The sequence below is a fragment of the Arsenicicoccus dermatophilus genome (assembly GCF_022568795.1).
In the GTDB taxonomy this organism is placed as follows: Bacteria; Actinomycetota; Actinomycetes; order Actinomycetales; family Dermatophilaceae; genus Arsenicicoccus; species Arsenicicoccus dermatophilus.
Map to the genome: position 1 here is coordinate 1249886 of NZ_JAKZHU010000001.1, position 20694 is coordinate 1270579.

16 protein-coding genes and 1 pseudogene are annotated in these 20694 nt (G+C 72.1%); 11 read left to right on the forward strand and 6 right to left on the reverse strand.

Going from position 1 to position 20694, the window contains the following annotated elements:
• The first annotated feature begins 115 nt into the window (after positions 1-115).
• Genes zwf through pgl form a run of 3 tightly spaced genes read left to right on the forward strand, consistent with a single transcriptional unit; the run spans position 116 to position 3740 of the window.
• Positions 116-1657 carry a glucose-6-phosphate dehydrogenase gene (zwf, locus tag MM438_RS05875; RefSeq protein WP_241451583.1) on the forward strand — a complete coding sequence of 514 codons (1542 nt, stop codon included), beginning with the start codon at positions 116-118 and terminating at the stop codon, positions 1655-1657.
• A complete protein-coding gene (locus MM438_RS05880) occupies positions 1654-2946 on the forward strand; it encodes a glucose-6-phosphate dehydrogenase assembly protein OpcA (RefSeq protein WP_241451584.1) in 1293 nt (430 codons plus the stop codon). Before zwf ends, MM438_RS05880 begins: the two co-directional genes overlap by 4 nt.
• A complete protein-coding gene (gene pgl, locus MM438_RS05885; RefSeq protein WP_241451585.1) occupies positions 2943-3740 on the forward strand; it encodes a 6-phosphogluconolactonase in 798 nt (265 codons plus the stop codon). Before MM438_RS05880 ends, pgl begins: the two co-directional genes overlap by 4 nt.
• 141 nt (positions 3741-3881) lie before the next feature.
• Here the strand turns inward: pgl and MM438_RS05890 are convergent, their stop codons facing one another.
• The 3 genes from MM438_RS05890 to hemE all read right to left on the reverse strand — a co-directional run bounded on the left by MM438_RS05890 (position 3882) and on the right by hemE (position 5727).
• Positions 3882-4238 (reverse strand): RNA polymerase-binding protein RbpA, encoded by a 357-nt coding sequence (locus MM438_RS05890; protein WP_241451586.1) that lies wholly within the window; start codon positions 4236-4238, stop codon positions 3882-3884.
• 125 nt (positions 4239-4363) lie between these two features.
• Entirely contained in the window at positions 4364-4609 is a 246-nt protein-coding gene (gene secG, locus MM438_RS05895) for a preprotein translocase subunit SecG (RefSeq protein WP_241451587.1), read from the reverse strand.
• 77 nt (positions 4610-4686) lie between these two features.
• On the reverse strand, positions 4687-5727 hold the full coding sequence (gene hemE / locus MM438_RS05900; RefSeq protein WP_241451588.1) for a uroporphyrinogen decarboxylase: 1041 nt from the start codon (positions 5725-5727) through the stop codon (positions 4687-4689).
• Between the two features lie 79 nt (positions 5728-5806).
• Here hemE and MM438_RS05905 point away from each other — a divergent pair, with 79 nt between their 5' ends.
• The 7 genes and pseudogenes from MM438_RS05905 to MM438_RS05935 all read left to right on the forward strand — a co-directional run bounded on the left by MM438_RS05905 (position 5807) and on the right by MM438_RS05935 (position 14550).
• Positions 5807-6388 (forward strand): DUF3000 domain-containing protein, encoded by a 582-nt coding sequence (locus MM438_RS05905; RefSeq protein ID WP_241451589.1) that lies wholly within the window; start codon positions 5807-5809, stop codon positions 6386-6388.
• Between the two features lie 108 nt (positions 6389-6496).
• The gene (locus MM438_RS05910; RefSeq protein WP_241451590.1) at positions 6497-7087 is read left to right on the forward strand and encodes a response regulator transcription factor; all 591 of its coding nucleotides are present in this window, start codon (positions 6497-6499) and stop codon (positions 7085-7087) included.
• 24 nt (positions 7088-7111) lie between these two features.
• Positions 7112-8353: an HRDC domain-containing protein gene (locus MM438_RS05915; protein ID WP_241451591.1), complete on the forward strand. Its 1242-nt coding sequence runs from the start codon at positions 7112-7114 to the stop codon at positions 8351-8353.
• A gap of 117 nt (positions 8354-8470) precedes the next feature.
• Complete coding sequence (locus MM438_RS05920) at positions 8471-9706, forward strand: thiolase family protein (protein WP_241451592.1); 1236 nt, start codon at positions 8471-8473, stop codon at positions 9704-9706.
• The gene (locus tag MM438_RS05925) at positions 9703-11832 is read left to right on the forward strand and encodes a 3-hydroxyacyl-CoA dehydrogenase NAD-binding domain-containing protein (protein ID WP_241451593.1); all 2130 of its coding nucleotides are present in this window, start codon (positions 9703-9705) and stop codon (positions 11830-11832) included. The genes MM438_RS05920 and MM438_RS05925 overlap by 4 nt, the downstream gene beginning before the upstream one ends.
• Before the next feature lie 122 nt (positions 11833-11954).
• Positions 11955-13483: pseudogene (locus tag MM438_RS05930) on the forward strand (UDP-N-acetylglucosamine 1-carboxyvinyltransferase).
• 113 nt (positions 13484-13596) lie between these two features.
• The gene (locus tag MM438_RS05935; RefSeq protein WP_241451594.1) at positions 13597-14550 is read left to right on the forward strand and encodes a DUF808 domain-containing protein; all 954 of its coding nucleotides are present in this window, start codon (positions 13597-13599) and stop codon (positions 14548-14550) included.
• Positions 14551-15084: 534 nt separating this feature from the next.
• Here the strand turns inward: MM438_RS05935 and MM438_RS05940 are convergent.
• The 3 genes from MM438_RS05940 to ahpC all read right to left on the reverse strand — a co-directional run bounded on the left by MM438_RS05940 (position 15085) and on the right by ahpC (position 18386).
• Entirely contained in the window at positions 15085-16056 is a 972-nt protein-coding gene (locus MM438_RS05940) for a LysR substrate-binding domain-containing protein (RefSeq protein ID WP_241451595.1), read from the reverse strand.
• Positions 16053-17627 (reverse strand): alkyl hydroperoxide reductase subunit F, encoded by a 1575-nt coding sequence (ahpF, locus tag MM438_RS05945; RefSeq protein WP_241451596.1) that lies wholly within the window; start codon positions 17625-17627, stop codon positions 16053-16055. The genes MM438_RS05940 and ahpF overlap by 4 nt, the downstream gene beginning before the upstream one ends.
• Positions 17628-17822: 195 nt before the next feature.
• Complete coding sequence (gene ahpC / locus MM438_RS05950; protein ID WP_241451597.1) at positions 17823-18386, reverse strand: alkyl hydroperoxide reductase subunit C; 564 nt, start codon at positions 18384-18386, stop codon at positions 17823-17825.
• 192 nt (positions 18387-18578) lie between these two features.
• Here ahpC and MM438_RS05955 point away from each other — a divergent pair, with 192 nt between their 5' ends.
• On the forward strand, positions 18579-20633 hold the full coding sequence (locus MM438_RS05955) for a M3 family metallopeptidase (protein ID WP_241451598.1): 2055 nt from the start codon (positions 18579-18581) through the stop codon (positions 20631-20633).
• Positions 20634-20694: the final 61 nt, after the last annotated feature.

Here is a 20694-nt window from a genome sequence, read left to right on the forward strand (position 1 = left end):
CCCGCGGACGGCCGGGCCTCGGTCACGCTCCGGGACGCCCGGTGTCGGACCGGGGCCGCGGGGTATGGGCTCGGCTACCTTGGTGCCGGATCCGCCGCGTCGAATGGAGAACGAGTTGAGCCCCACCCGAGTCACGGCCGAGCACAATCCCCTGCGCGATCCACGGGACAAGCGTCTCCCCCAGATCGCCGGCCCCTGCGCCCTCGTGCTCTTCGGCGTCACCGGTGACCTGTCCCGCAAGAAAGTCATGCCCGCGATCTACGACCTCGCCAACCGCGGGCTGCTGCCCCCGGGCTTCTCGCTCGTCGGTTTCGCGCGCCGCGACTGGGCGGACCAGGACTTCGGTCAGATCGTGCACGACGCGGTCAAGGAGCACGCCCGCACCCCCTTCCGGGAGTCGACGTGGCAGCAGCTCGCCGAGGGCTTCCGCTTCGTGCCGGGCACCTTCGACGACGACGAGGCCTTCGACCTGCTCGCCGCGACCGTCGAGGAGCTGCACCGCGACCGCGGCACCGGCGGCAACGTCGCGTTCTACCTGTCGATCCCCCCGGGCTTCTTCGGCACCGTCTGCCAGCAGCTGGAGCGCTGCGGCCTCGCGCACGCCGGCGACGGCGAGTGGCGCCGCGTGGTGATCGAGAAGCCCTTCGGCCACGACCTGGAGTCCGCCCAGGAGCTCAACGCCATCGTCGAGGGCGTCTTCCCCGAGGAGTCCGTCTTCCGCATCGACCACTACCTCGGCAAGGAGACCGTCCAGAACCTCCTGGCGCTGCGCTTCGCCAACGAGATGTTCGAGCCGATCTGGAACGCCAACCACATCGACCACGTGCAGATCACCATGGCCGAGGACATCGGCGTGGCCGGTCGGGCGAGCTACTACGACGGGATCGGCGCCGCCCGCGACGTCATCCAGAACCACCTGCTCCAGCTGCTCGCCCTCACCGCGATGGAGGAGCCGATCTCGTTCACCGCGGAGCAGCTGCGCGCCGAGAAGGAGAAGGTCCTGGCGTCGGTCGCCCTGTGCGAGGACCTGGACGCCACGACCGCGCGCGGGCAGTATGCCGCCGGCTGGCAGGGCTCGGAGAAGGTCACGGGCTTCCTCGAGGAGGACGGGATGAAGCCCGGCTCCACCACCGAGACCTACGCCGCCGTCAAGGTGCACGTGGACACCCGGCGCTGGGCGGGGGTGCCGTTCTACCTGCGCACCGGCAAGCGGCTCGGCAAGCGGGTGTCGGAGATCGCCGTGGTCTTCAAGCGGGCCCCGCACCTGCCGTTCACCGAGAGCCAGACCGAGGAGCTCGGGCAGAACGCCATCGTGATCCGGGTCCAGCCCGACGAGGGCGTCACCCTGCGCTTCGGGTCCAAGGTGCCCGGCGGCCGCATGGAGGTCCGGGACGTCACCATGGACTTCGCCTACGGGTCGGCCTTCACCGAGAAGTCGCCCGAGGCCTACGAGCGGCTCATCCTCGACGTGCTCCTCGGCGCGCCGTCGATGTTCCCCCGCACGCGGGAGGTGGAGCTGTCCTGGCAGATCCTGGACCCGGTGGAGCGGCACTGGGCCCAGAAGGGCGCCCCGGAGCCCTACACCAGCGGGTCCTGGGGACCCGCGAGCGCTGACGAGATGATGGCCCGCGACGGCCGCGAGTGGAGGATGCCGTGATCATCGACCTGCCCAACACCTCGACCTCGGCGCTCAACAAGAGGCTGATCTCGCTGCGGGAGGAGGGCGGCGCGATCGCCCTGTCCCGCGTGCTGACGCTGGTCATCGACGTCGACGAGGGCCGGGCGGAGGACGCGATCGCCTCCGCGATCACCGCCTCCCACGAGCACCCCTGCCGGATCGTGGCGCTGGTGCACGTCGACGAGCGGGGATCCTCGCGGGTCGACGGTCAGATCCGCGTCGGCGGCGACGCGGCGGCCTCCGAGGTCATCGTCCTGCGGCTGCACGGCGAGGTGAACGCCCAGGGGCACGCCCTGGTGCTGCCGCTGCTGCTCGCCGACTCCCCGGTCGTCGGCTGGTGGCCTGGCATCGCCCCCGAGGACCTGGCCGCGGACCCGGTCGGTGAGCTGTGCCACCGCCGGATCAACGACTCCGCCGTGGCCAAGGATCCCTATGCCGAGCTCGAGCGGCGGGCCGAGAACTACTCCGACGGCGACACCGACCTGGCCTGGTCGCGGATCACCTCCTGGCGAGCCCTGCTGGCCGCGGCGCTGGACGTGCGGCCCTACGAGACCATCACCGGCGCCGTCGTGTCGGGCGGGGTGGACTCCTCGGCGACCGACCTGCTGGCCGCGTGGCTGGCGCAGGCGCTGGACGTCCCGGTGACCCGGGCCCGCACCCCCGCCGGGTCGGGACTCATCTCGGTGCGCCTCGAGCGGCCGAGCGGCCCGCTGGACCTGGTGCGCCCCGAGGGGACCACGCTGGCCACCCTGTCCCACCCGCTGCAGCCGGTGCGCCGCATCGAGCTCAAGCGGCGCTCCGACGCCGACTGCCTCACCGACGAGCTGCGTCGCCTGGACGCCGACGAGGTCTACGAGGAGGCCCTGGTCGAGGGCCTGGCGAAGGTCCACAGCCGGGATTCGACCTCCAGCCGGCTGATCAAGGCCGGCAAGGCGCCCTCCCCCGAGGAGTCCCGCCGGCTGGCTGCGGAGATCGGCCGGACGCGCACCACCTCCAGCGAGATGGTGACGGTGGACGAGGAGGCCGCGACCGTGCATGCCACCGACAAGGCACCGGACCCGCACACCGCCCGGCGGGCCCAGCAGCAGAAGCGCCTGGGCACCAAGATCAGCGACGACGTGGCGACCGTCGAGGTGGTCCACGCCGAGGACGCCCAGCGCAGGCCCGGCGCCGCCAAGGGCGCGGACGGCAGGACCAAGGAGGGGTCGGCCCGCAAGGCTACCGGCCCGTCCACCTCGGCGACGTCCTCGCCCAAGGGGACCTCATGACCGCCGCGCAGGTCGTCGTCCACCCGGACAGGTCGATCCTCGCCGCGGCCGTCGCGGCTCGTCTCGTCACCACCCTCGCCGACGCGCAGTCCCGGCACGGGGAGGTCCACGTGGTGCTGACCGGCGGGTCCATGGGCACCGCGTCCCTGGAGGCGCTGGTGGCCTCGCCCGCGGTCGCCGCGGTCGCCTGGGAGCTGGTGCACCTGTGGTGGGGGGACGAGCGTTTCGTCGAGCGTGCGTCGGCGGACCGCAACGCCGAGCAGGCTCGCCGGGCGGGACTCGGCCGACTGCACGAGCTGGGGCTGCCCGAGGGCAATGTCCACGAGCTGCCGGCCCTCGACGACGGTCTGGACCTCGAGCCTGCGGCGCAGCGGTATGCCGAGGAGCTGGCCCGGGTCGCCCAAGAGTCGGCGACGTCGGACGAGGACGGTCTGTCCCTCGGCCGCCCGGGCAGCGACGGCCTGCCGGCCTTCGACGTGGTGATGCTGGGCGTCGGTCCGGACGCCCACGTGGCGAGCCTGTTCCCCGGGCACGCCTCGCTCGACGTCGCCGACCGGACGGTCGTCGCCGAGCCCGACTCGCCCAAGCCCCCGCCCGCGCGTCTCTCGCTGTCGCTGCGCGCCCTGTGCACGGCGGACGAGGTGTGGCTGCTGGTGGCCGGCGAGGACAAGGCCGACGCGGTGGCCACCGCGCTCGGGGGCACCGACGTCGTCGAGGCCCCCGCCGCCGGGGTCACGGGTCGGCGTCGCACCTTGTGGCTGCTCGACGAGGAGGCGGCGAGCCGGCTGGTCTGACTCGGCCCCACCCCTGGGCAGGGTGACGACGCGGGGCCGGCCAGCGCTGTGCAGCCGGTGGCCGGCCCCGCGTCGTGGTGGTTCGCGGTCTCCTGGGACGGACCTGCAGCTCGCGGGGCCCGCAGCTCGCAGGGGCCCGCCTCAGCGGAAGAGCCGGCGCCCCTCGCGCAGCGCCTGCAGCGCCTCCTCGAGCAGCGCCTCGCCCTCGGCCTCGCTGCGCCGCTCCTTCACGTAGGCCAGGTGCGTCTTGTAGGGCTCGGTGCGTCGCGCCGCCGGCGGGTCGTCCCGGTCCACCCCCGCGGGCAGACCGCAGCGTCGGCACTCCCACTCGACCGGGACGTCCGAGCGCGCCTCCTCCGCGAAGGCCCTCGTCGTCTCGTGACCGTGGGCGCACCAGTAGCTCATGACCAGGCGCGGCGCCGACTCACCCCGCTCGGTCTCCCCCATCGGACCGGACCCGATCCGGGTGCCCTTGATGGCACTCCCACCCGCAGACATGACTTCTCCTCTGGCTACCGGACCCGACCTTCTGCAGGTCCGGGGCGGGCGGTGATGCCCGCGTGACGTGACGAGTCCCCCCGGGGCTCGTGGAGGGCGGGCGTCCCCGGTCGAGGACGCCCGCCTCAGGCGCCGAAGCGCTGCAGCAGCCCGAGGGCCACGACGCAGACGAACCAGACCACGGCGACCGCGATGGTGAACCGGTCGAGGTTGCGCTCGGCGACGCTGGAACCACCCAGGGTGTTGGAGACGCCGCCGCCGAACATGTCGGACATGCCGCCGCCCTTGCCCTTGTGGAGCAGGATGAGCAGGGTCAGGAACAGGCTGCCGAGGACGAGCAGGACCTCGAGGACGATCTTGACAACGGACATGTGACGCCATCTGTCGAGGCGGCTGGGCCGCCGGGGGCGGGTGGGCGTCCACGCGCGGCGCGGCGCAGATGAGCAGTCTACTGCCCCAGGGAGTGCACCAGCTCGACCACGCGGGTCAGCACCGACGGGTCGGTGGCGGGCAGCACCCCGTGACCCAGGTTGAAGACGTGCCCGGGCGCCTGCCGCCCCTCGTCGACGATCCGGCGCACCTCGCGCTCCAGCACCTCCCAGGGGGCGAACAGCAGTGCCGGGTCGAGGTTTCCCTGCACGGCGTACGACGGGCCGAGGCGGTCCACGGCGTCGAGCAGGCTCACGCGGTAGTCGACGCCCACGACGTCGGCCCCCGCCTCCCCCATCAGGTGCAGCAGCTCGCCTGTGCCCACGCCGAAGTGGATGCGCGGAACGTCGGTGGCCTCGGCGACCATCCCCAGCGCCCGCCGCGAGTGCTCCTGGACGCAGGACTCGTAGACGCGGCGCGGCAGGGCGCCCACCCAGGAGTCGAACAGCTGCACCGCGCTCGCCCCGGCCTGGGCCTGGACGGTCATGTAGGTCCCGGCGATCTGCGCCAGCCGGTCGCACAGGTCGTGCCACAGCTGCGGGTCGCCGTACATCATCGCCTTGGTGCGCTCGTGCGACTTCGAGGGCCCGCCCTCGACGAGGTAGGACGCCAGGGTGAACGGCGCTCCCGCGAAGCCGATGAGAGGGGTGTCGCCCAGCTCGGCGACGGTCTGGCGCACCGCCTCGACGACGTAGGGCACGTGCTCGGCGGTCAGCGCCGGGAGCCGGTCCAGGTCGGCGCGGGTGCGGAAGGGCTCGGCGACGACGGGCCCGACGCCCGCGACGAGGTCGACGTCGACCCCCACGGCGGCCAGCGGGACGACGATGTCGCTGAAGAAGATCGCCGCGTCGACGCCGTGACGGCGCACGGGCTGCAGGGTGATCTCGGTCGTCAGCTCAGGGTCGCGACAGGCCTCGAACATCGTGGTCCCCTCGCGGACCGCGCGGTACTCCGGCAGGGAGCGGCCCGCCTGGCGCATGAACCACACGGGCGGGCGCGGCACGGGCTGACGGCGGGCGGCGCGGACGAGGAGGCTGTCGGCGAGCGGGCTGGCGTTCACGGGGCCGATCCTCCCATGTCGGACCGGGCCGTCGGCGCGCCGCGCGGAACGGCGCCGCACCGTTGCATAGCCTCGGCAGGTGGCCGACCGACGTGTGACCGACGACAGCTCCAGGCAGTTCGAGGAGGCCCTCGTCTCGGTCCGCGCCGTGCGCCGTCGTCCGGAGATCGTGCTGGAGGAGGTCCCGGCTCCCGGACGCCTCGCTCCCCACTCCCTGGCGCTGGCCGCCGACGTGATGGCCGACCCCCGGGACGACGACGAGCTGGCGAGCGGTCGCTTCGTCGTGCTCTTCGACCCCGCGGCGCCGGATCCCTGGGGCGGGTGCTGGCGGGTCGTGACCTACGCCCGGGCGGCGATGGAGCCGGAGGTGGCCGCCGACCCGGCCCTGGGCGGCGCCGGGTGGTCCTGGCTGCAGGACGGGCTCGAGCGGGCGGGCGTGGAGGTCACGGCCCTCGCGGGCACGGTCACCCGCATCGTCAGCGAGAAGTTCGGCGACCTGGCCGAGGACGGGGCCGCCGTGGAGATGGAGATCCGGGCCTCCTGGACCGCCGTCGAGGGGGACCTCGGAGCCCACCTGTCGGCCTGGTGCGAGGTGCTCTGCACGCTCGGCGGGCTGCCCCCGCTCCCGGAGGGTGTAGCCCCGCTCGCGTCGCGTCGCTAAGGGTCACCCAACTTCGATCAATCTCACCCGTTCGGCACTAGCCTTGCTCTACAGTTCTCTTGCTGGTCGTGAGACGTTCTCCGACCGCCTGACATCGGAGGAGAGGCCATGACTGTGCTGCCCAAGAACGCTCGTCTGCAGCGGCCGCAGCCCATCAGCGCGATGGTGATCTCCGCCGGCCCGCACACCGGCGCCATGGTGCGCCGCGCGCTGGGCCGGATCACCGAGGGACACATCATCGAGGCGCCCACCATCGAGCGCGCCCGGATCGTGGCCCGCGAGGTGCCGGCGGGCGAGTTCTGCATCGCGGACCTCACCCTGCCCGACGGCTCCGGCATCCCGCTGCTGCACGAGCTGCGGGCGCGCGGCTGGCGCCGCACGATCGTGCTGTCGGACTCCGAGGACCCGATCTACGTCCGGGGCGCGCTGAAGACCGGCGTCCGCGCCTACATCCGCACCGGCGGCCAGGCCCCCTCCGGCCCGGGCACCCGCGGCGCGGGCAACGAGCAGTTCTCCGCCCGCGAGGTGGAGGTGCTCCAACTGGTGTCGCAGGGCAAGACCAACAAGGAGGTCGGCGCGTCGCTCGGTCTGTCCGCCCTCACGGTCAAGAGCCACCTGGCACGCATCGCGCGCAAGCTCGGCACGGGCGACCGCGCCGCGATGACGTACACCGCGCTGCGCCGCGGACTGATCTCCTGACGCGGGAGGGATAGGTTGGTCGCCGTGACTGACCTGACCAGCGCCGACCCCGAGACCCCGCACGCTCCCACCGACGCGCCCGAGCCCCGGCTGGTCGACGCCCCGGCGGAGCCGCTGCGGCCGGTCGTCGAGGACGAGCGGACGCTGCGGGAGGTCGTCGCCTCCGTGGCGGCCGGCTCCGGTCCCGTCGCCCTGGACGCCGAGCGCGCGTCGGGCTTCCGCTACGGCCAGAAGGCCTACCTCGTCCAGCTGCGCCGCGCCGGCTCGGGCACCTGGCTGATCGACCCGGTCATGTGCCCCGACCTGTCCGAGCTGCAGGAGGTCGTCGCCGACGTCGAGTGGGTCCTGCACGCGGCCTCCCAGGACCTGCCCTGCCTGGCGGAGCTCGGGCTGCACCCGCGCACCCTCTTCGACACCGAGCTGGGGTCCCGTCTGGCCGGTCGTCCGCGCGTGGGGCTCGCGGCGGCGATGGAGCACTACCTCGGCGTCACCCTCGCCAAGGAGCACAGCGCCCAGGACTGGTCGACCAGGCCGCTCCCGCGTCCCTGGCTGCTGTATGCCGCGCTCGACGTGGAGCTCCTCGTGGAGCTGCGCGACGCGGTGGCCGCGGACCTGGCCGAGCAGGGCAAGGCGGCGTGGGCCGCCCAGGAGTTCGAGGCCCTCACCCACTTCCGCGGCCCTCAGGCCAAGGTGGATCCCTGGCGCAAGACCTCGGGCCTGCACAAGGTGCGCACGCGACGGGGCCTGGCCGTGGTGCGCGAGCTGTGGCTGACGCGGGACGCCATCGCCCAGGATCGCGACTGCTCCCCCGGCCGGGTCCTGCCCGACTCCTCGCTGCTCGAGCTCGCCCTCCCCTCCGGCGACCGGCCCCGCCAGCCGCGCTCGGTCGCCCGCAACCCCCAGCCCTGGCTGGCGGCCATCGACCGGGCCATGACGATCCCGGAGGAGGACCTCCCGGCATACCACCTGCCGGCGGAGGGGCCGCCGCCCCAGCGTGCCTGGGCCGACAAGGATCCCGTGGCGGCCGCGCGGCTCGTCGCCGCCAAGGAGCAGGTGACCGCCCTCGGCGAGCAGGTCCGCGTCCCGGCCGAGAACCTCCTCACCCCCGACACCCTGCGCCGCGTCCTGTGGGCGCCGCCGGTCGACGAGTCGGCCGAGGGCTTCGCCGAGATCATGCTCGACCTCGGAGCCCGCCCCTGGCAGGCGTCCCTCGTCTCCCCCGTCGTCGCTCGCGTCGCGCAGGAGCATCCCTACCCGCACCGGTGACCCGGTCCTGCGGTGACGTCCGGCACACCACAGGGTGCTCGTCCGGTCACGGGCTGACAGCCTGATTACCGACCGGTAACCTCGCCACGTCCCCACCCCACCCACCGGGAGGCTCCTGTGCCCCGCACCCTGCACGAGGTCGTCTTCGTCGACGGCGTCCGCACCCCCTTCGGACGGGCCGGCGAGAAGGGCATCTATGCCCAGACCCGCGCCGACGACCTGGTCGTGGCCTGCATCCGCGAGCTGGTCCGCCGCAACCCCGACCTGCCCACCGAGCGCATCGGCGACGTCGCCGTGGCCGCCACCACCCAGATCGGCGACCAGGGCCTGACGCTGGGCCGCATGGCCGCGCTCCTGTCCGGCCTGCCCACCACCGTCCCCGGCTACTCCGTGGACCGGATGTGCGCCGGCGCCCTGACCGCGGTCGCCTCGTCCGCGGGCTCGATCGCGATGGGCGTCAACGACGTCGTGGTCGCGGCCGGCGTCGAGCACATGGGGCGTCATCCGATGGGTGAGGGGGTCGACCCCAACCCGCGCATCGTGTCCGAGCGCCTCGTCGACGAGTCCGCCCTGGTCATGGGGCAGACGGCGGAGAACCTCCACGACCGCTTCCCCTCGCTGACCAAGGAGCGCAGCGACGCCTTCGCGGTCGGGTCGCAGCGCAAGCTCGCGGCGGCCTACGAGGCCGGCCAGGTGCAGCCCGACCTGGTGCCCGTCGCCATCCGCTCGGCCGAGCAGGGCTGGGGCCTGGCCACGGTCGACGAGCCCCCGCGACCCGGCGTCACGACGGCGGACCTGGCCACCCTGAAGACCCCCTTCCGCCCGCACGGCAAGGTCACCCCCGGCAACGCCGCCGGCCTCAACGACGGCGCCACCGCCTGCCTGCTGGCCTCCGAGGCCGCCGCGACCGAGCTCGGTCTGCCCGTGAAGATGCGCCTGGTGACCTACTCCTTCGTGGGGGTGGAGCCCGAGGTCATGGGATACGGCCCGGTCCCCGCCGCGGAGAAGGCCCTCGCCCAGGCCGGGCTGTCCGTCGACGACATCGGCCTGTTCGAGCTCAACGAGGCCTTCGCCGTCCAGGTGCTGGCCTTCCTCGAGCACTTCGGGATCGCCGACGACGACGAGCGGGTCAACCCTTGGGGCGGCGCGATCGCGACCGGCCACCCGCTCGCCTCCTCCGGCATACGCCTGATGAACCAGCTGGCGGCGCACTTCGCCGCCCGCCCGGACGTGCGCTACGGCATGACCGCCATGTGCATCGGCATCGGCATGGGCGTGGCCATGATCTGGGAGAACCCCCACCACGCCGACTACACCCCGTCCACCTCCGACGGCGAGGAGACCGCCCGATGAGCGACCAGACCACCATCGACCAGCTGCTGACGGCCTTCGAGGACGAAGTCGTCACGCACGCCCTGGCCCGCGACGTCACCCTGCCCGGGGACGCCGGTACCCTGGTCCTGATCACCCTGGACAACGGCCACGACCACACCCGGCCCAGCACCATGGGCCCCCGCGGGCTGCTGGAGCTGCACGAGGCGCTGGACCGGTGCGCCGAGCGTGCCCGGGCCGGCGAGATCGCCGCCGTCGCCGTGACCGGCAAGCCCTTCGTCTTCGCCGTGGGCGCGGACCTCACCGGGGTCGCCAAGGTGCAGCAGCGCGAGCAGGCCGTGGCCATCGGCGCGCTGGGGCACGAGGTCTTCGGTCGCCTCGGCCGACTGGGGGTGCCGTCCTTCGCCTTCGTCAACGGCGCGGCCATGGGCGGCGGCGTGGAGATCGCCCTGTCCTGCGACTACCGCACCGTGGCCCGCTCGGTGCCGGCCGTCGCCCTCCCCGAGGTCTTCCTCGGGCTGGTCCCCGGCTGGGGCGGCTGCTGGCTGCTCCCCAACCTGATCGGCCTGGAGGGGGCCCTCAAGGTCGTCGTCGACAATCCCCTGAGCAACAACACCATGCTCAGGGGCGTCGAGGCCGCCCGACTCGGGATCTTCGACGCCGTCCTGGACGACGCCGACTTCCTCGCCGAGTCGATCCGCTGGGCCGCGTCGGTGCTCGCCGGATCGACGACCGTGCAGCGCCCGGAGGTCGACCGTGACGAGCAGCGCTGGGAGGCAGGGATCACCGCCGCCCGCAAGGCCGTCGCCAAGCGCACCGGGGGCAGCTCGCGCTCGGCCGCGACCGCGCTCGACCTGCTCTCCGCGGCGCGCACCAGCAGCCGCGAGGAGGGCTTCGCCGCCGAGGACCAGGCCCTCGGCGACCTGCTGACGAGCGACGAGCTGCGGGCCGGCCTCTACGCCTTCGACCTGGTGCAGAAGCGCGCGAAGCGCCCTGCCGGGGCCCCCGACAAGGCCCTGGCCCGCAAGGTCACCAAGGTGGGTGTCGTGGGCGCCGGCCTGATGGCCAGCCAGCTGGTGCTGCTGATCGTGCGTCAGCTCAAGGTGCCCGTGGTGATGACCGACCTCGACCAGCAGCGCGTCGACCAGGGTGTGGCCTGGGTCCACGGTGAGCTCGACGCCCTCGCCGCCAAGGGGCGGATCGGCGCCGACCAGGTCAACCGGCTCAAGGCGCTCGTCACCGGCGACACCGCCAAGGACGAGATGGCCGACGCCGACCTGGTCATCGAGGCCGTCTTCGAGGAGATGGGCGTCAAGAAGCAGGTCTGGGCGGAGGTGGAGGCGGTCGTCTCCCCGGAGTGCGTGCTGGCGTCCAACACCTCCTCGCTGTCGATCACGCAGATGGCCGCGGACCTGCAGCACCCCGAGCGGGTCGTCGGCCTGCACTTCTTCAACCCCGTCGCGGTCATGCCGCTGCTCGAGGTGATCAAGGGCGAGCGCACCGACGACGCGGCCCTGGCCACGGCCTTCGCGGTCGGCAAGGGCCTGCGCAAGACCACCGTGCTGTGCACCGACTCCCCGTCGTTCATCGTCAACCGTCTGCTCGGGCGCTTCATGTCCGACATGGCCCGGATCGTGGACGAGGGCACCCCGATCGACGTGGCGGACCAGGGTTTCGCGGGCATCGCCCCGATGCCGCCCTTCGTCCTCATGGGGCTGGTGGGTCCGGCGATCGCCCTGCACAACAACGAGACGCTGGGCAAGGCCTTCCCGGACCGCTTCTACGTCTCGCCCAACCTGCAGCGCGTGGTCGCGGCGGGCAAGCGGAGCTACTACACCAAGGTCGACGGCCGCACCGTCCTCGACCCCGAGGTGGTGGCACTGCACGAGCTGCCCGCCGAGCCGGTCGTCCTCACCCCCGAGCAGGTGCGCGAGCGGGTGCTGTCCGGTCTGGCCGAGGAGGCACGGACCATGCTGGACGACGGCGTGGTGACGGCGCCGATGGACCTGGACCTGGCGATGATCACCGGGGCCGGCTTCCAGTTCTGGAACGGCGGGCTCACGCCCCTGCTCGACCGCACCGGGATCGCCGAGCGCGTCGCCGGCAAGCGCTTTCTGCCGCTCGGAGTGGCCGAAGCCTCGCACTGAGTAGTGCCAATTATCGACTCAGAGTAGTCAACGATAGGCCCCGCGTACTCCTTTAGGCAGACGCGGGGCCCGTCGCATGTCACCGCCCGGAGTCGCCCTCGGGCTGACCTACGATGGGCCACATGACTGATGGCTACCTCCGCCGTATCGGCACGCTCGTCCACGAGGCCCGCGTCCGACGTGGTCTGACCACTCGCGAGCTGGCGAGCAAGGTCGGGATGACCGAGCAGGACATCGAGCAGATCGAGAGTGGTCAGCACGACCTCAGCCTCGAGGTGCTCGCGGCGCTGGGCAAGGAGCTGGAGGCCGAGTTCGTGTCGATGGGTCACTCCGGCCCGCAGCACCTGCGGATCGAGGGCGGACGCCGCCTCAGCGGCTCGATCGAGGTCCGCACCTCCAAGAACGCCGCCGTCGCCACCCTGTGCGCCGCCCTGCTCAACAAGGGCACGACCACCCTGCGCAACCTCGCCAAGATCGAGGAGGTCGCCCGCATCCTGGAGGTGCTCAACTCCATCGGCGTGCAGACCGAGTGGATCGACGGCGGCAACGACCTGCGCATCACCCCCCCGGCGCGGCTCGCGCTGGACGCGATGGACGAGGCCGCGGCCAAGCGCACCCGCACGATCATCATGTTCCTCGGCCCGCTGCTGCACGAGTTCGATGGCTTCTCCCTCCCGTATGCCGGCGGCTGCGACCTCGGCACCCGCACCGTCGAGCCCCACCTGATCGCCCTGCGCCACTTCGGCCTGGACGTGGAGGCGACGGCCGGGGCCTACCAGGCCCGCGTCACCGCCGACCAGTGGCCCACCAAGGCCATCGTGCTGACCGAGCGCGGCGACACCGTCACCGAGAACGTCCTCATGGCGGCCGCCCGCTACGAGGGCACCACCGTGATCCGCAACGCCTCCCCCAACTACATGGTCCAGGACCTGTGCTTCTTCCTGCAGGAGCTGGGGGTGCAGATCGACGGGATCGGCACCACGACGCTGACCGTCCGGGGCGTGCGCGCCATCGACCGCGAGGTGGAGTACTTCCCCTCCGAGGACCCGATCGAGGCGATGTCGCTGCTCGCGGCGGGTGTGGTCACCGGCTCGGAGATCACCATCCGCCGGGTGCCGATCGAGTTCATGGAGATCGAGCTCGCCACCCTGGAGACGATGGGCATGCAGTACTCCCTGTCCGAGGAGTACCTCTCGGCCAACGGGAAGACCCGCCTGGTGGACCTGACGCACATCCCCGGGCCGCTGGTGGCCCCGCGGGACAAGATCCACCCCCTGCCCTTCCTGGTCTGAACATCGACAACCTCCCCTTCTTCGCGCTCATCGCGGCGACGGCCGAGGGCACGACGATGATTCACGACTGGGTCTACGAGAACCGCGCGATCTATCTCACCGAGCTGACCCGGGTGGGCGGCCACGTCCAGCTCCTCGACCCCCACCGCGTCATGATCAGCGGTCCGACCCGGTGGCGTCCGGCCGAGGTCGTGTGCCCGCCGGCGCTGCGCCCGGCCGTCGTGGTGCTGCTCGCCATGCTGGCCGCGCCGGGCACCTCGGTGCTGCGCAACGTCTACGTCATCAATCGCGGCTACGAGGAGCTCGCCGAGCGCCTCACCGCGCTGGGCGCCGGGGTCAGCACCTTCCGGGACATCTGACCGTCGAGAGTCCGGATCGGGCAGGATCGTGTCGGGGGTGGTGCGGAACGCGCACCACCCCCGACACGTCTGCTCGATGACCCCCTGTCTGCACACCCCTCGGAGGATCCCTCATGGCCGGCGGACTCGCTGCCCTGCTCGACGACATCGCCACCATGGCCAAGCTCGCCGCCGCCTCGGTCGACGACGTGGGCGTGGCGGCCACCCGCGCCAGCGTCAAGGCGGCAGGCGTCGTCGTCGACGACACCGCGGTGACCCCGCGCTACGTCACGGGATTCACCCCGGACCGGGAGCTGCCGATGATCCGGCGCATCGCGATCGGCTCGCTGCGCAACAAGCTGCTCTTCATCCTCCCGGCTGCCCTGCTGCTGAGCCAGTTCGCCTCCTGGGCGCTCACCCCCCTGCTCATGCTGGGCGGTCTCTACCTGTCCTTCGAGGGCGCCGAGAAGGTGTGGGAGAAGCTCTCCGGCCATGGCCACGACGCGGACGAGCACACGGCCGTGGACATGGGCGACGACGCCGAGAAGGAGATGACCGCCAGCGCCATCCGCACCGACTTCATCCTCTCCTCGGAGATCATGGTGATCGCGCTGAACGAGGTCGCCCAGGAGCCGCTGCTCAACCGGGCGCTGTCGCTCGTCGCGGTGGCCTTCCTGATCACCTTCGGGGTGTATGGCGTGGTGGCGCTCATCGTCAAGATGGACGACATCGGCCTGGCGCTGGCGCGCCGGGACTCCGGCGCCGCGCGCGCGGTGGGCAACGGCCTGGTGCGTGGGATGCCGGCCTTGCTGCGGGCGCTCGCACTCGTCGGGACGGTGGCGATGCTGTGGGTGGGTGGTCACATCCTGCTGGCCGGGCTGGACGAGCTGGGGTGGCACGCGCCATACGGCCTGGTCCACCACGCGGAGGAGGCCGTCGTCCACGCGACCGGCCCCCTGGGCGGCGTCCTCGGCTGGCTGACCAACACCATCGGCTCGGCCATCGCCGGGATCCTCGTGGGCGCCGTGGTCGTCGCGATCATGCACCTCGTGCGCCGGGACGGCGGCGACGAGGTCCACCACCACTGAGTCGCCTCGACCGTCCGGCCCGTCCACCGGTTCGTCGGTGCATGAGTCTGCGCTGGGCGCATGCGCGGGGTGACGTCCTGGGCAACCCTGGGCCAACGGTGGGCCACGGCGAGTGGTCCTGCCGGGGGTCGGTGATCCCGTCACCCCAGGTCAGAGCCCATTACTCCTCGGTTGCAGCATGTAGTGAATCGATCGCGGGGAGCTTGCAGGCCAGGCGGAGGCGCTGCCAGGATGCTGCTGTCGCAGGGCGAGATCGCCCGCGGCACGAGAGATCTCGACGCCACCGAGGTCTCTCTGGACAGACCCCACCGCACCCCGTGAGGACCCTCGTCAGGTCTGCTCTGCGCTCTGCCATCCCCGTCATCGCCCTCTCCCTGGCCCTGGCCCTGGCCCTGGCCGACGAGACGGCCGCCCCCACCCTGGCCGCCGTCGCGCCCGTCTTCGACGACACGTACGTCGTCTCGATCGGCAAGCTCGCCTGGGCCGCACCGCAGCTCGCTGCCCCGGGACCGCTCCCCCGGCCCCGGGGCAGCGTCATGCTCGGCCGGGAACCGCCCTGCTGCGCGGGTGCGCCGGGCACTCGGCGACCGATCCGGCGGGGACCGGCGAGACGAGGTCCGTCGGGACCGCCCGCAGCTCCTCCGCGAGCTCGGTCAGCAGCGCACCGTGGACGGTGGTGCGGCGCCAGACCAGGGCGATGTCCCGGTGAGGGGTCTCCCCGCCGAGCTCGCGCAGGGCGACACCCTCAGGATTGGTCGTCGGGGGCGAGACGGCGAGCCGGGGCAGCAGGGTCGTGCCCACGCCCGCGGCGACCATGTGCCGCAAGGTCTCCAAGGAGGTCGCCTGGAATCCCGACTGCACGCCCGCGCCGGTGGCCCGGCACACGTCGAGCGCCTGGTCGCGCAGGCAGTGGCCCTCGGCGAGGAGCAGCAGCTCCTCGCCGGCCAGCGAGGCGGAGGTGACCGGGGTCGCAGGATCGGCGAGCCGGTGGGACTCCGGGACGGCGAGCAGGAAGTCTTCCCGCCACAGCAGCTCCGCGTGCAGGGCCTCGTCGGGGACCGGCAGGGCGATGAGCGCCGCGTCGAGCGCACCCGCGTGGACCTGGGCGACCAGCTCGCCGGTCTTGGCCTCGGTCAGCAGCAGCTCGAGGTCGGGGAACCGGCGCCGCAGCCCGGGGACCACGTGCGGCAGCAGGTAGGGGCCGAGGGTCGGGAAGACGCCCAGGCGCAGCCGCCCGGCCCGCGGGTCGCGGGCCGAGCGGGCGATGTCGCGGATGTCGTCGGCCTGGGCCAGGATCGCCCGGGCCCGGGCCACGACCTGCTCCCCCGCCGCCGTGAGCAGCACCTGTCGGGAGCCCCGCTCCACCAGGTCCACGCCGAGCTCGGACTCCAGCTTGCGGATCTGCGTGGAGAGCGTCGGCTGGGAGACATAGGCCCGGGCCGCGGCCCGGCCGAAGTGCCGCTCGTCGGCGAGCGCGACGAGGTACTCCAGGTCGCGCAGGTTCACGTGGTGGCCGGCGCCGAGGTGCGGATCAGGTGGTCGAAGGCCGACAGGGCGGCGGTGGCTCCGGCGCCCTCCGCGACCACGATCTGCTTGTAGGGGACCGTGGTGCAGTCACCGGCGCCGAGGACGCCGGGGATCGAGGTGCGCCCGTGGCCGTCGACGACGATCTCGCCGCGCTCGGACAGCTCGACCGAGCCCTTGAGCCACTCGGTGTTGGGCAGCAGGCCGATCTGGACGAAGATCCCTTCGAGCTCGAGCTTCTTGGACTCCCCGGACTCTCGCTCGTCGTACCGCAGGCCGGTCACCGCCTTGCCGTCACCGACCACCTCGGTGGTCGCGACGTTGAGCAGCACGTCGACGTTGGGCAGCGAGCGGAGCTTGTCCTGCAGCACCTGGTCGGCACGCATCTGGGGCATGAACTCCAGCACCGTGACGTGCCCGACGACGCCGGCCAGGTCGATCGCGGCCTCCACGCCGGAGTTGCCGCCGCCGATGACGGCGATCCGCTTGCCCTTGAACAGCGGTCCATCGCAGTGGGGGCAGAAGGTCACGCCCTTGTTGCGGTACTCCTCCTCGCCCGGGACGCCCATGTGGCGCCAGCGGGCGCCGGTGGCGAGCACGACGGAGCGGGCCTTGAGCTCGGCGTCGCCGAACTTCACGACGTGGTAGCCACCCTCGGACTGTGCGGGGACCAGCTCGGTGGCCAGCGGCCCGGAGACCACGTCGACGTCGTACTGACCGACGTGCTCCTTGAGGCCGTCGGCGAAGCGCGGACCCTCGGTGTAGGGGACGGAGGCGAAGTTCTCGATCGCCATGGTGTCCAGGACCTGGCCGCCGAAGCGCTCCCCCACCAGGCCGGTGCGGATTCCCTTGCGGGCGGTGTAGATCGCGGCGGTCGCGCCGGCGGGGCCCTGGCCGACGACGAGCACCTCGTAGGGCTCCTTCTCGGCGAGGCGCTGGGCGGCGCGGTCGGCGGCGCCGGAGTCGATGCGGCCGAGGATGTCGGCCATGGTCATCCGGCCCGACTCGAACAGCTCGCCGTCGAGGTAGACCGTGGGGACGGCCTTGATGCCGTGCTCCTCGATCTCGTCCTGGAACAGGCTGCCCTCGACCGCGGTGTGGCGGATGCGGGGGTTCAGCGCGGCCATGGCGTTGAGCGCCTGGACGACCGTGGGGCAGTTCTGGCAGCTGAGCGACATGTAGGTGACGAAGTGCAGGTCGCGGTCGATGCCCTTGACCTGCTCGACGAGCTCGGCGTCCTCCTTGACCGGGTGGCCGCCGACCTGCAGCAGCGCCAGCACCAGCGAGGTGAACTCGTGCCCCATGGGCAGGCCCGCGAACTCGACCGCGTGGTCGGTCCCGGTCCGCTCGATCCGGAAGGACGGACGGCGTTCGGCGTCCCCGTCGAAGCGTGCGGTCACCCGGTCCGACTGCGCGGCGATCTCCTCGAGCAGCGAACGCATCTCCTCGGACTTGGGGCGGTCGTCGAGGGAGGCCACCAGCTCGATGGGCTCCTTGACGTTCTCCAGGAGGGTCTTGACCTGGGTGGTGAGGTCGGCGTCGAGGACGGGCACGGTGGGGCTCCTTCTGGTGCGGTGACGTGGGTGTGCTGGGTGGCGCGGGATGCGGGGTTCGAGGTCAGGCGGGGGTATGGCGACGGCGGGTGGCCGGGGCTCGAGAGTCCGGCCACCCGCCGCGACGCGAGGTGGCGATGCGGCGGTCTGTCTTCCGCCGTACGCCGAGACCCGATGCGGGTCAGGAGAGCTGGATCAGATCTTGCCGACGAGGTCCAGACCCGGCTTGAGGGTCTCGCCCTCCTGCTCCCACTTGGCGGGGCAGACCTCGCCCGGGTGGGCGGCGATGTACTGCGCGGCCTTGACCTTGCGCATGAGCTCGGCGGCGTTGCGGCCGACGCCCTCGCAGGTGACCTCCATGAACTGGATGGTGCCCTCGGGGTCGATCAGGAAGGTGGCGCGGTCGGCGAGGCCGGCGCCCTCACGCATGTTCTGGAAGTTGTTGGTGATGACGCCGTTGGCGTCGCCCAGCATGTAGTACTTGATCTTGCCGATGGTCTCGGAGGCGTCGTGCCAGGCCTTGTGCACGAAGTGGGTGTCGGTGGAGACCGAGAAGACCTCGACGCCGAGCTGCTGGAGCTCCTCGTAGTGGTCGGCCATGTCACCGAGCTCGGTGGGGCAGACGAAGGTGAAGTCGGCCGGGTAGAAGAAGAAGATCGCCCACTTGCCCAGGACGTCCTTCTCGGTGACCTCGACGAACTCGCCGTCCTTGAAGGCGGTCGTGGCGAAGGGGAGGATCTTGGTGTTCATGAGGTTCATGCGGTGCGCTCCTTGGCGTTGTCGCTGGTGGGAACTTCCGATAAGAAATCTATATGGATCGTCGATGGATTGAAAGCCAACGTCGATCGTTTGTGTGCATGCGATGGATAGGCCCCGGCTATGCCGTCGCCGACCGTCACGCTAGCGGGGCCGCCTGCGGCCCGGCGCGCGCCGCTGGGGTTGGATGGGGGCATGAGCAACCCCACCAACTCACTGCTGGCACCGTCGACGCTGCCGCACGCCCTGCCCGACTACGCAACCCTCACCGACGAGGACTACCGGGCCGCGATGCTCGAGGGCATGGCCGAGCACCGTCGAGAGCTGGATGCCCTGGCCGCCGACCAGTCCCCCGCCACCGTCGAGAACGTGCTGGAGCGCTGGGACCGGTCCGGTCGCCTGCTGGAGCGCGCCTCCGACGCGTTCTATCCCCTGTGCGCCGCCGACGGCACGGCGGCCCGGGAGGCGATCCGCGCCGAGATGGCCCCCAAGTTCGCCGAGCACACCGACGCGGTGCTGCTGGACCGACGCCTCTACGACCGCTTCGTGGCGCTGCGCGAGCGCGCGGATGCCGCAGAGGTGGAGCTGGACCCCGAGAGCCGGTGGTTGCTCGACGACACCATCCGCGAGTTCGAGCGCGGCGGCATCGCGCTGTCCGGCGAGGCGCAGGAGCGGCTGCGGGCCGTCAACGCCGAGCTGGCCACGCTGCAGACGCGGTTCGCCGAGCAGGCCCTGGCCGGGCGCAACGCCGCCGCCGTCCTGGTGACCGACCGCGAGGAGCTGGCCGGCCTGTCCGAGGAGGACGTGGAGCGGGCCCGGGCCGCGGCCGCCAACCGGGGCGAGGACGGATGGCTGATCGAGCTGGTCAACACCACCGGCCAGCCGGTGCTCGCCGAGCTCGCCGACCGCGGGCTGCGGCAGCGGATCTTCGAGGCGAGCGTGGCGCGCGGGCTCGGAGGCGAGCACGACACCCGGGACCTGGTCCTGCAGATGGTGCGGCTGCGTGCGGAGAAGGCCGAGCTCCTCGGGCACCCGCACTTCGCGGCGGCCGTGGCCTCCGAGGGGTGCGCCGGCTCCACCGAGGCCGTCATGCAGGTCCTCACCAAGGTCGGCCCGGCCGCGGTGCGCAACGCCCGCGCCGAGGCGGCCGTGCTGCAGGAGCGGCTCGAGCAGCTCTCCCCCGGCGCCACCCTGGAGCCCTGGGACTGGCAGTACCTCGCCAACCTCGTGCGCGCCGAGCGCTACTCGCTGGACGAGGGCCTGCTGCGGCCCTACCTGGAGTACTCGCGCGTCCTGCACGACGGCGTGTTCGCGGCGGCGACCGCGCTCTACGGCATCACCTTCCACGAGCGCACCGACCTGGTCGGCTACACCCCCGACGCGACGGTCTACGAGATCCACGAGGAGAGCGGCGAGGCGCTCGGCGCCGTCGTCCTGGACCCCTACACCCGGCCCACCAAGCAGGGCGGTGCCTGGATGACCTCCCTGGTCGAGCAGTCCACCCTGCTCGACCAACGTCCGGTGGTCACCAACACCTGCAACCTGCCCAAGCCCGCGCCCGGCAGGCCCAGCCTGATGTCCTGGGACAACGTCATCACGCTGTTCCACGAGTTCGGGCACGACCTGCACGGACTGCTGTCCGACGTCCGCTACGTCTCGCGGTCCGGCACCCGCACCCCGCAGGACTTCGTCGAGTTCCCCTCGCAGGTCAACGAGATGTGGGCCTGGGAGCCGACCCTGCTCGAGCGGTACGCCGTCCACCACGAGACCGGCGAGCCGATGCCGCGCGAGTGGATCCAGACCCTGCTCGACGCGCGGCACTTCGACCAGGGCTACGCGATGACCGAGTCCTACGCCGCGATGCTGCTCGACCAGGTCTGGCACCAGACGCCGGTCGCGGAGCTGCCGTCCTCCCCGGAGGAGGTCGAGGCCTTCGAGCAGCGGGCCCTGAGCAGCACCGGGATGAGCTTCCCGCTCGTGCCGCCGCGCTACCGGACGGGCTACTTCTCGCACATCTTCGGCGGCGGGTATGCCGCGAGCTACTACTCCTACATGTGGTCCGAGGTCTTCGACGCCGACACCGTGGCGTGGTTCGAGGACAACGGCGGGCTCTCGCGGGAGACCGGTGAGCGGTTCCGGCGCCGGCTGCTGGCTCGCGGCGGGTCGCTGGACGTGCGCGAGGTCTACCGCGACTTCCGCGGCGCCGACCCGGACGTGCAGCACCTGCTCGACCGCCACGGCCTGGCCTGACCACAGCGCCCCACGCAGGGAGCACCCGCACGAGCGGGTGCTCCCTGCGGCGTCCCCGGGG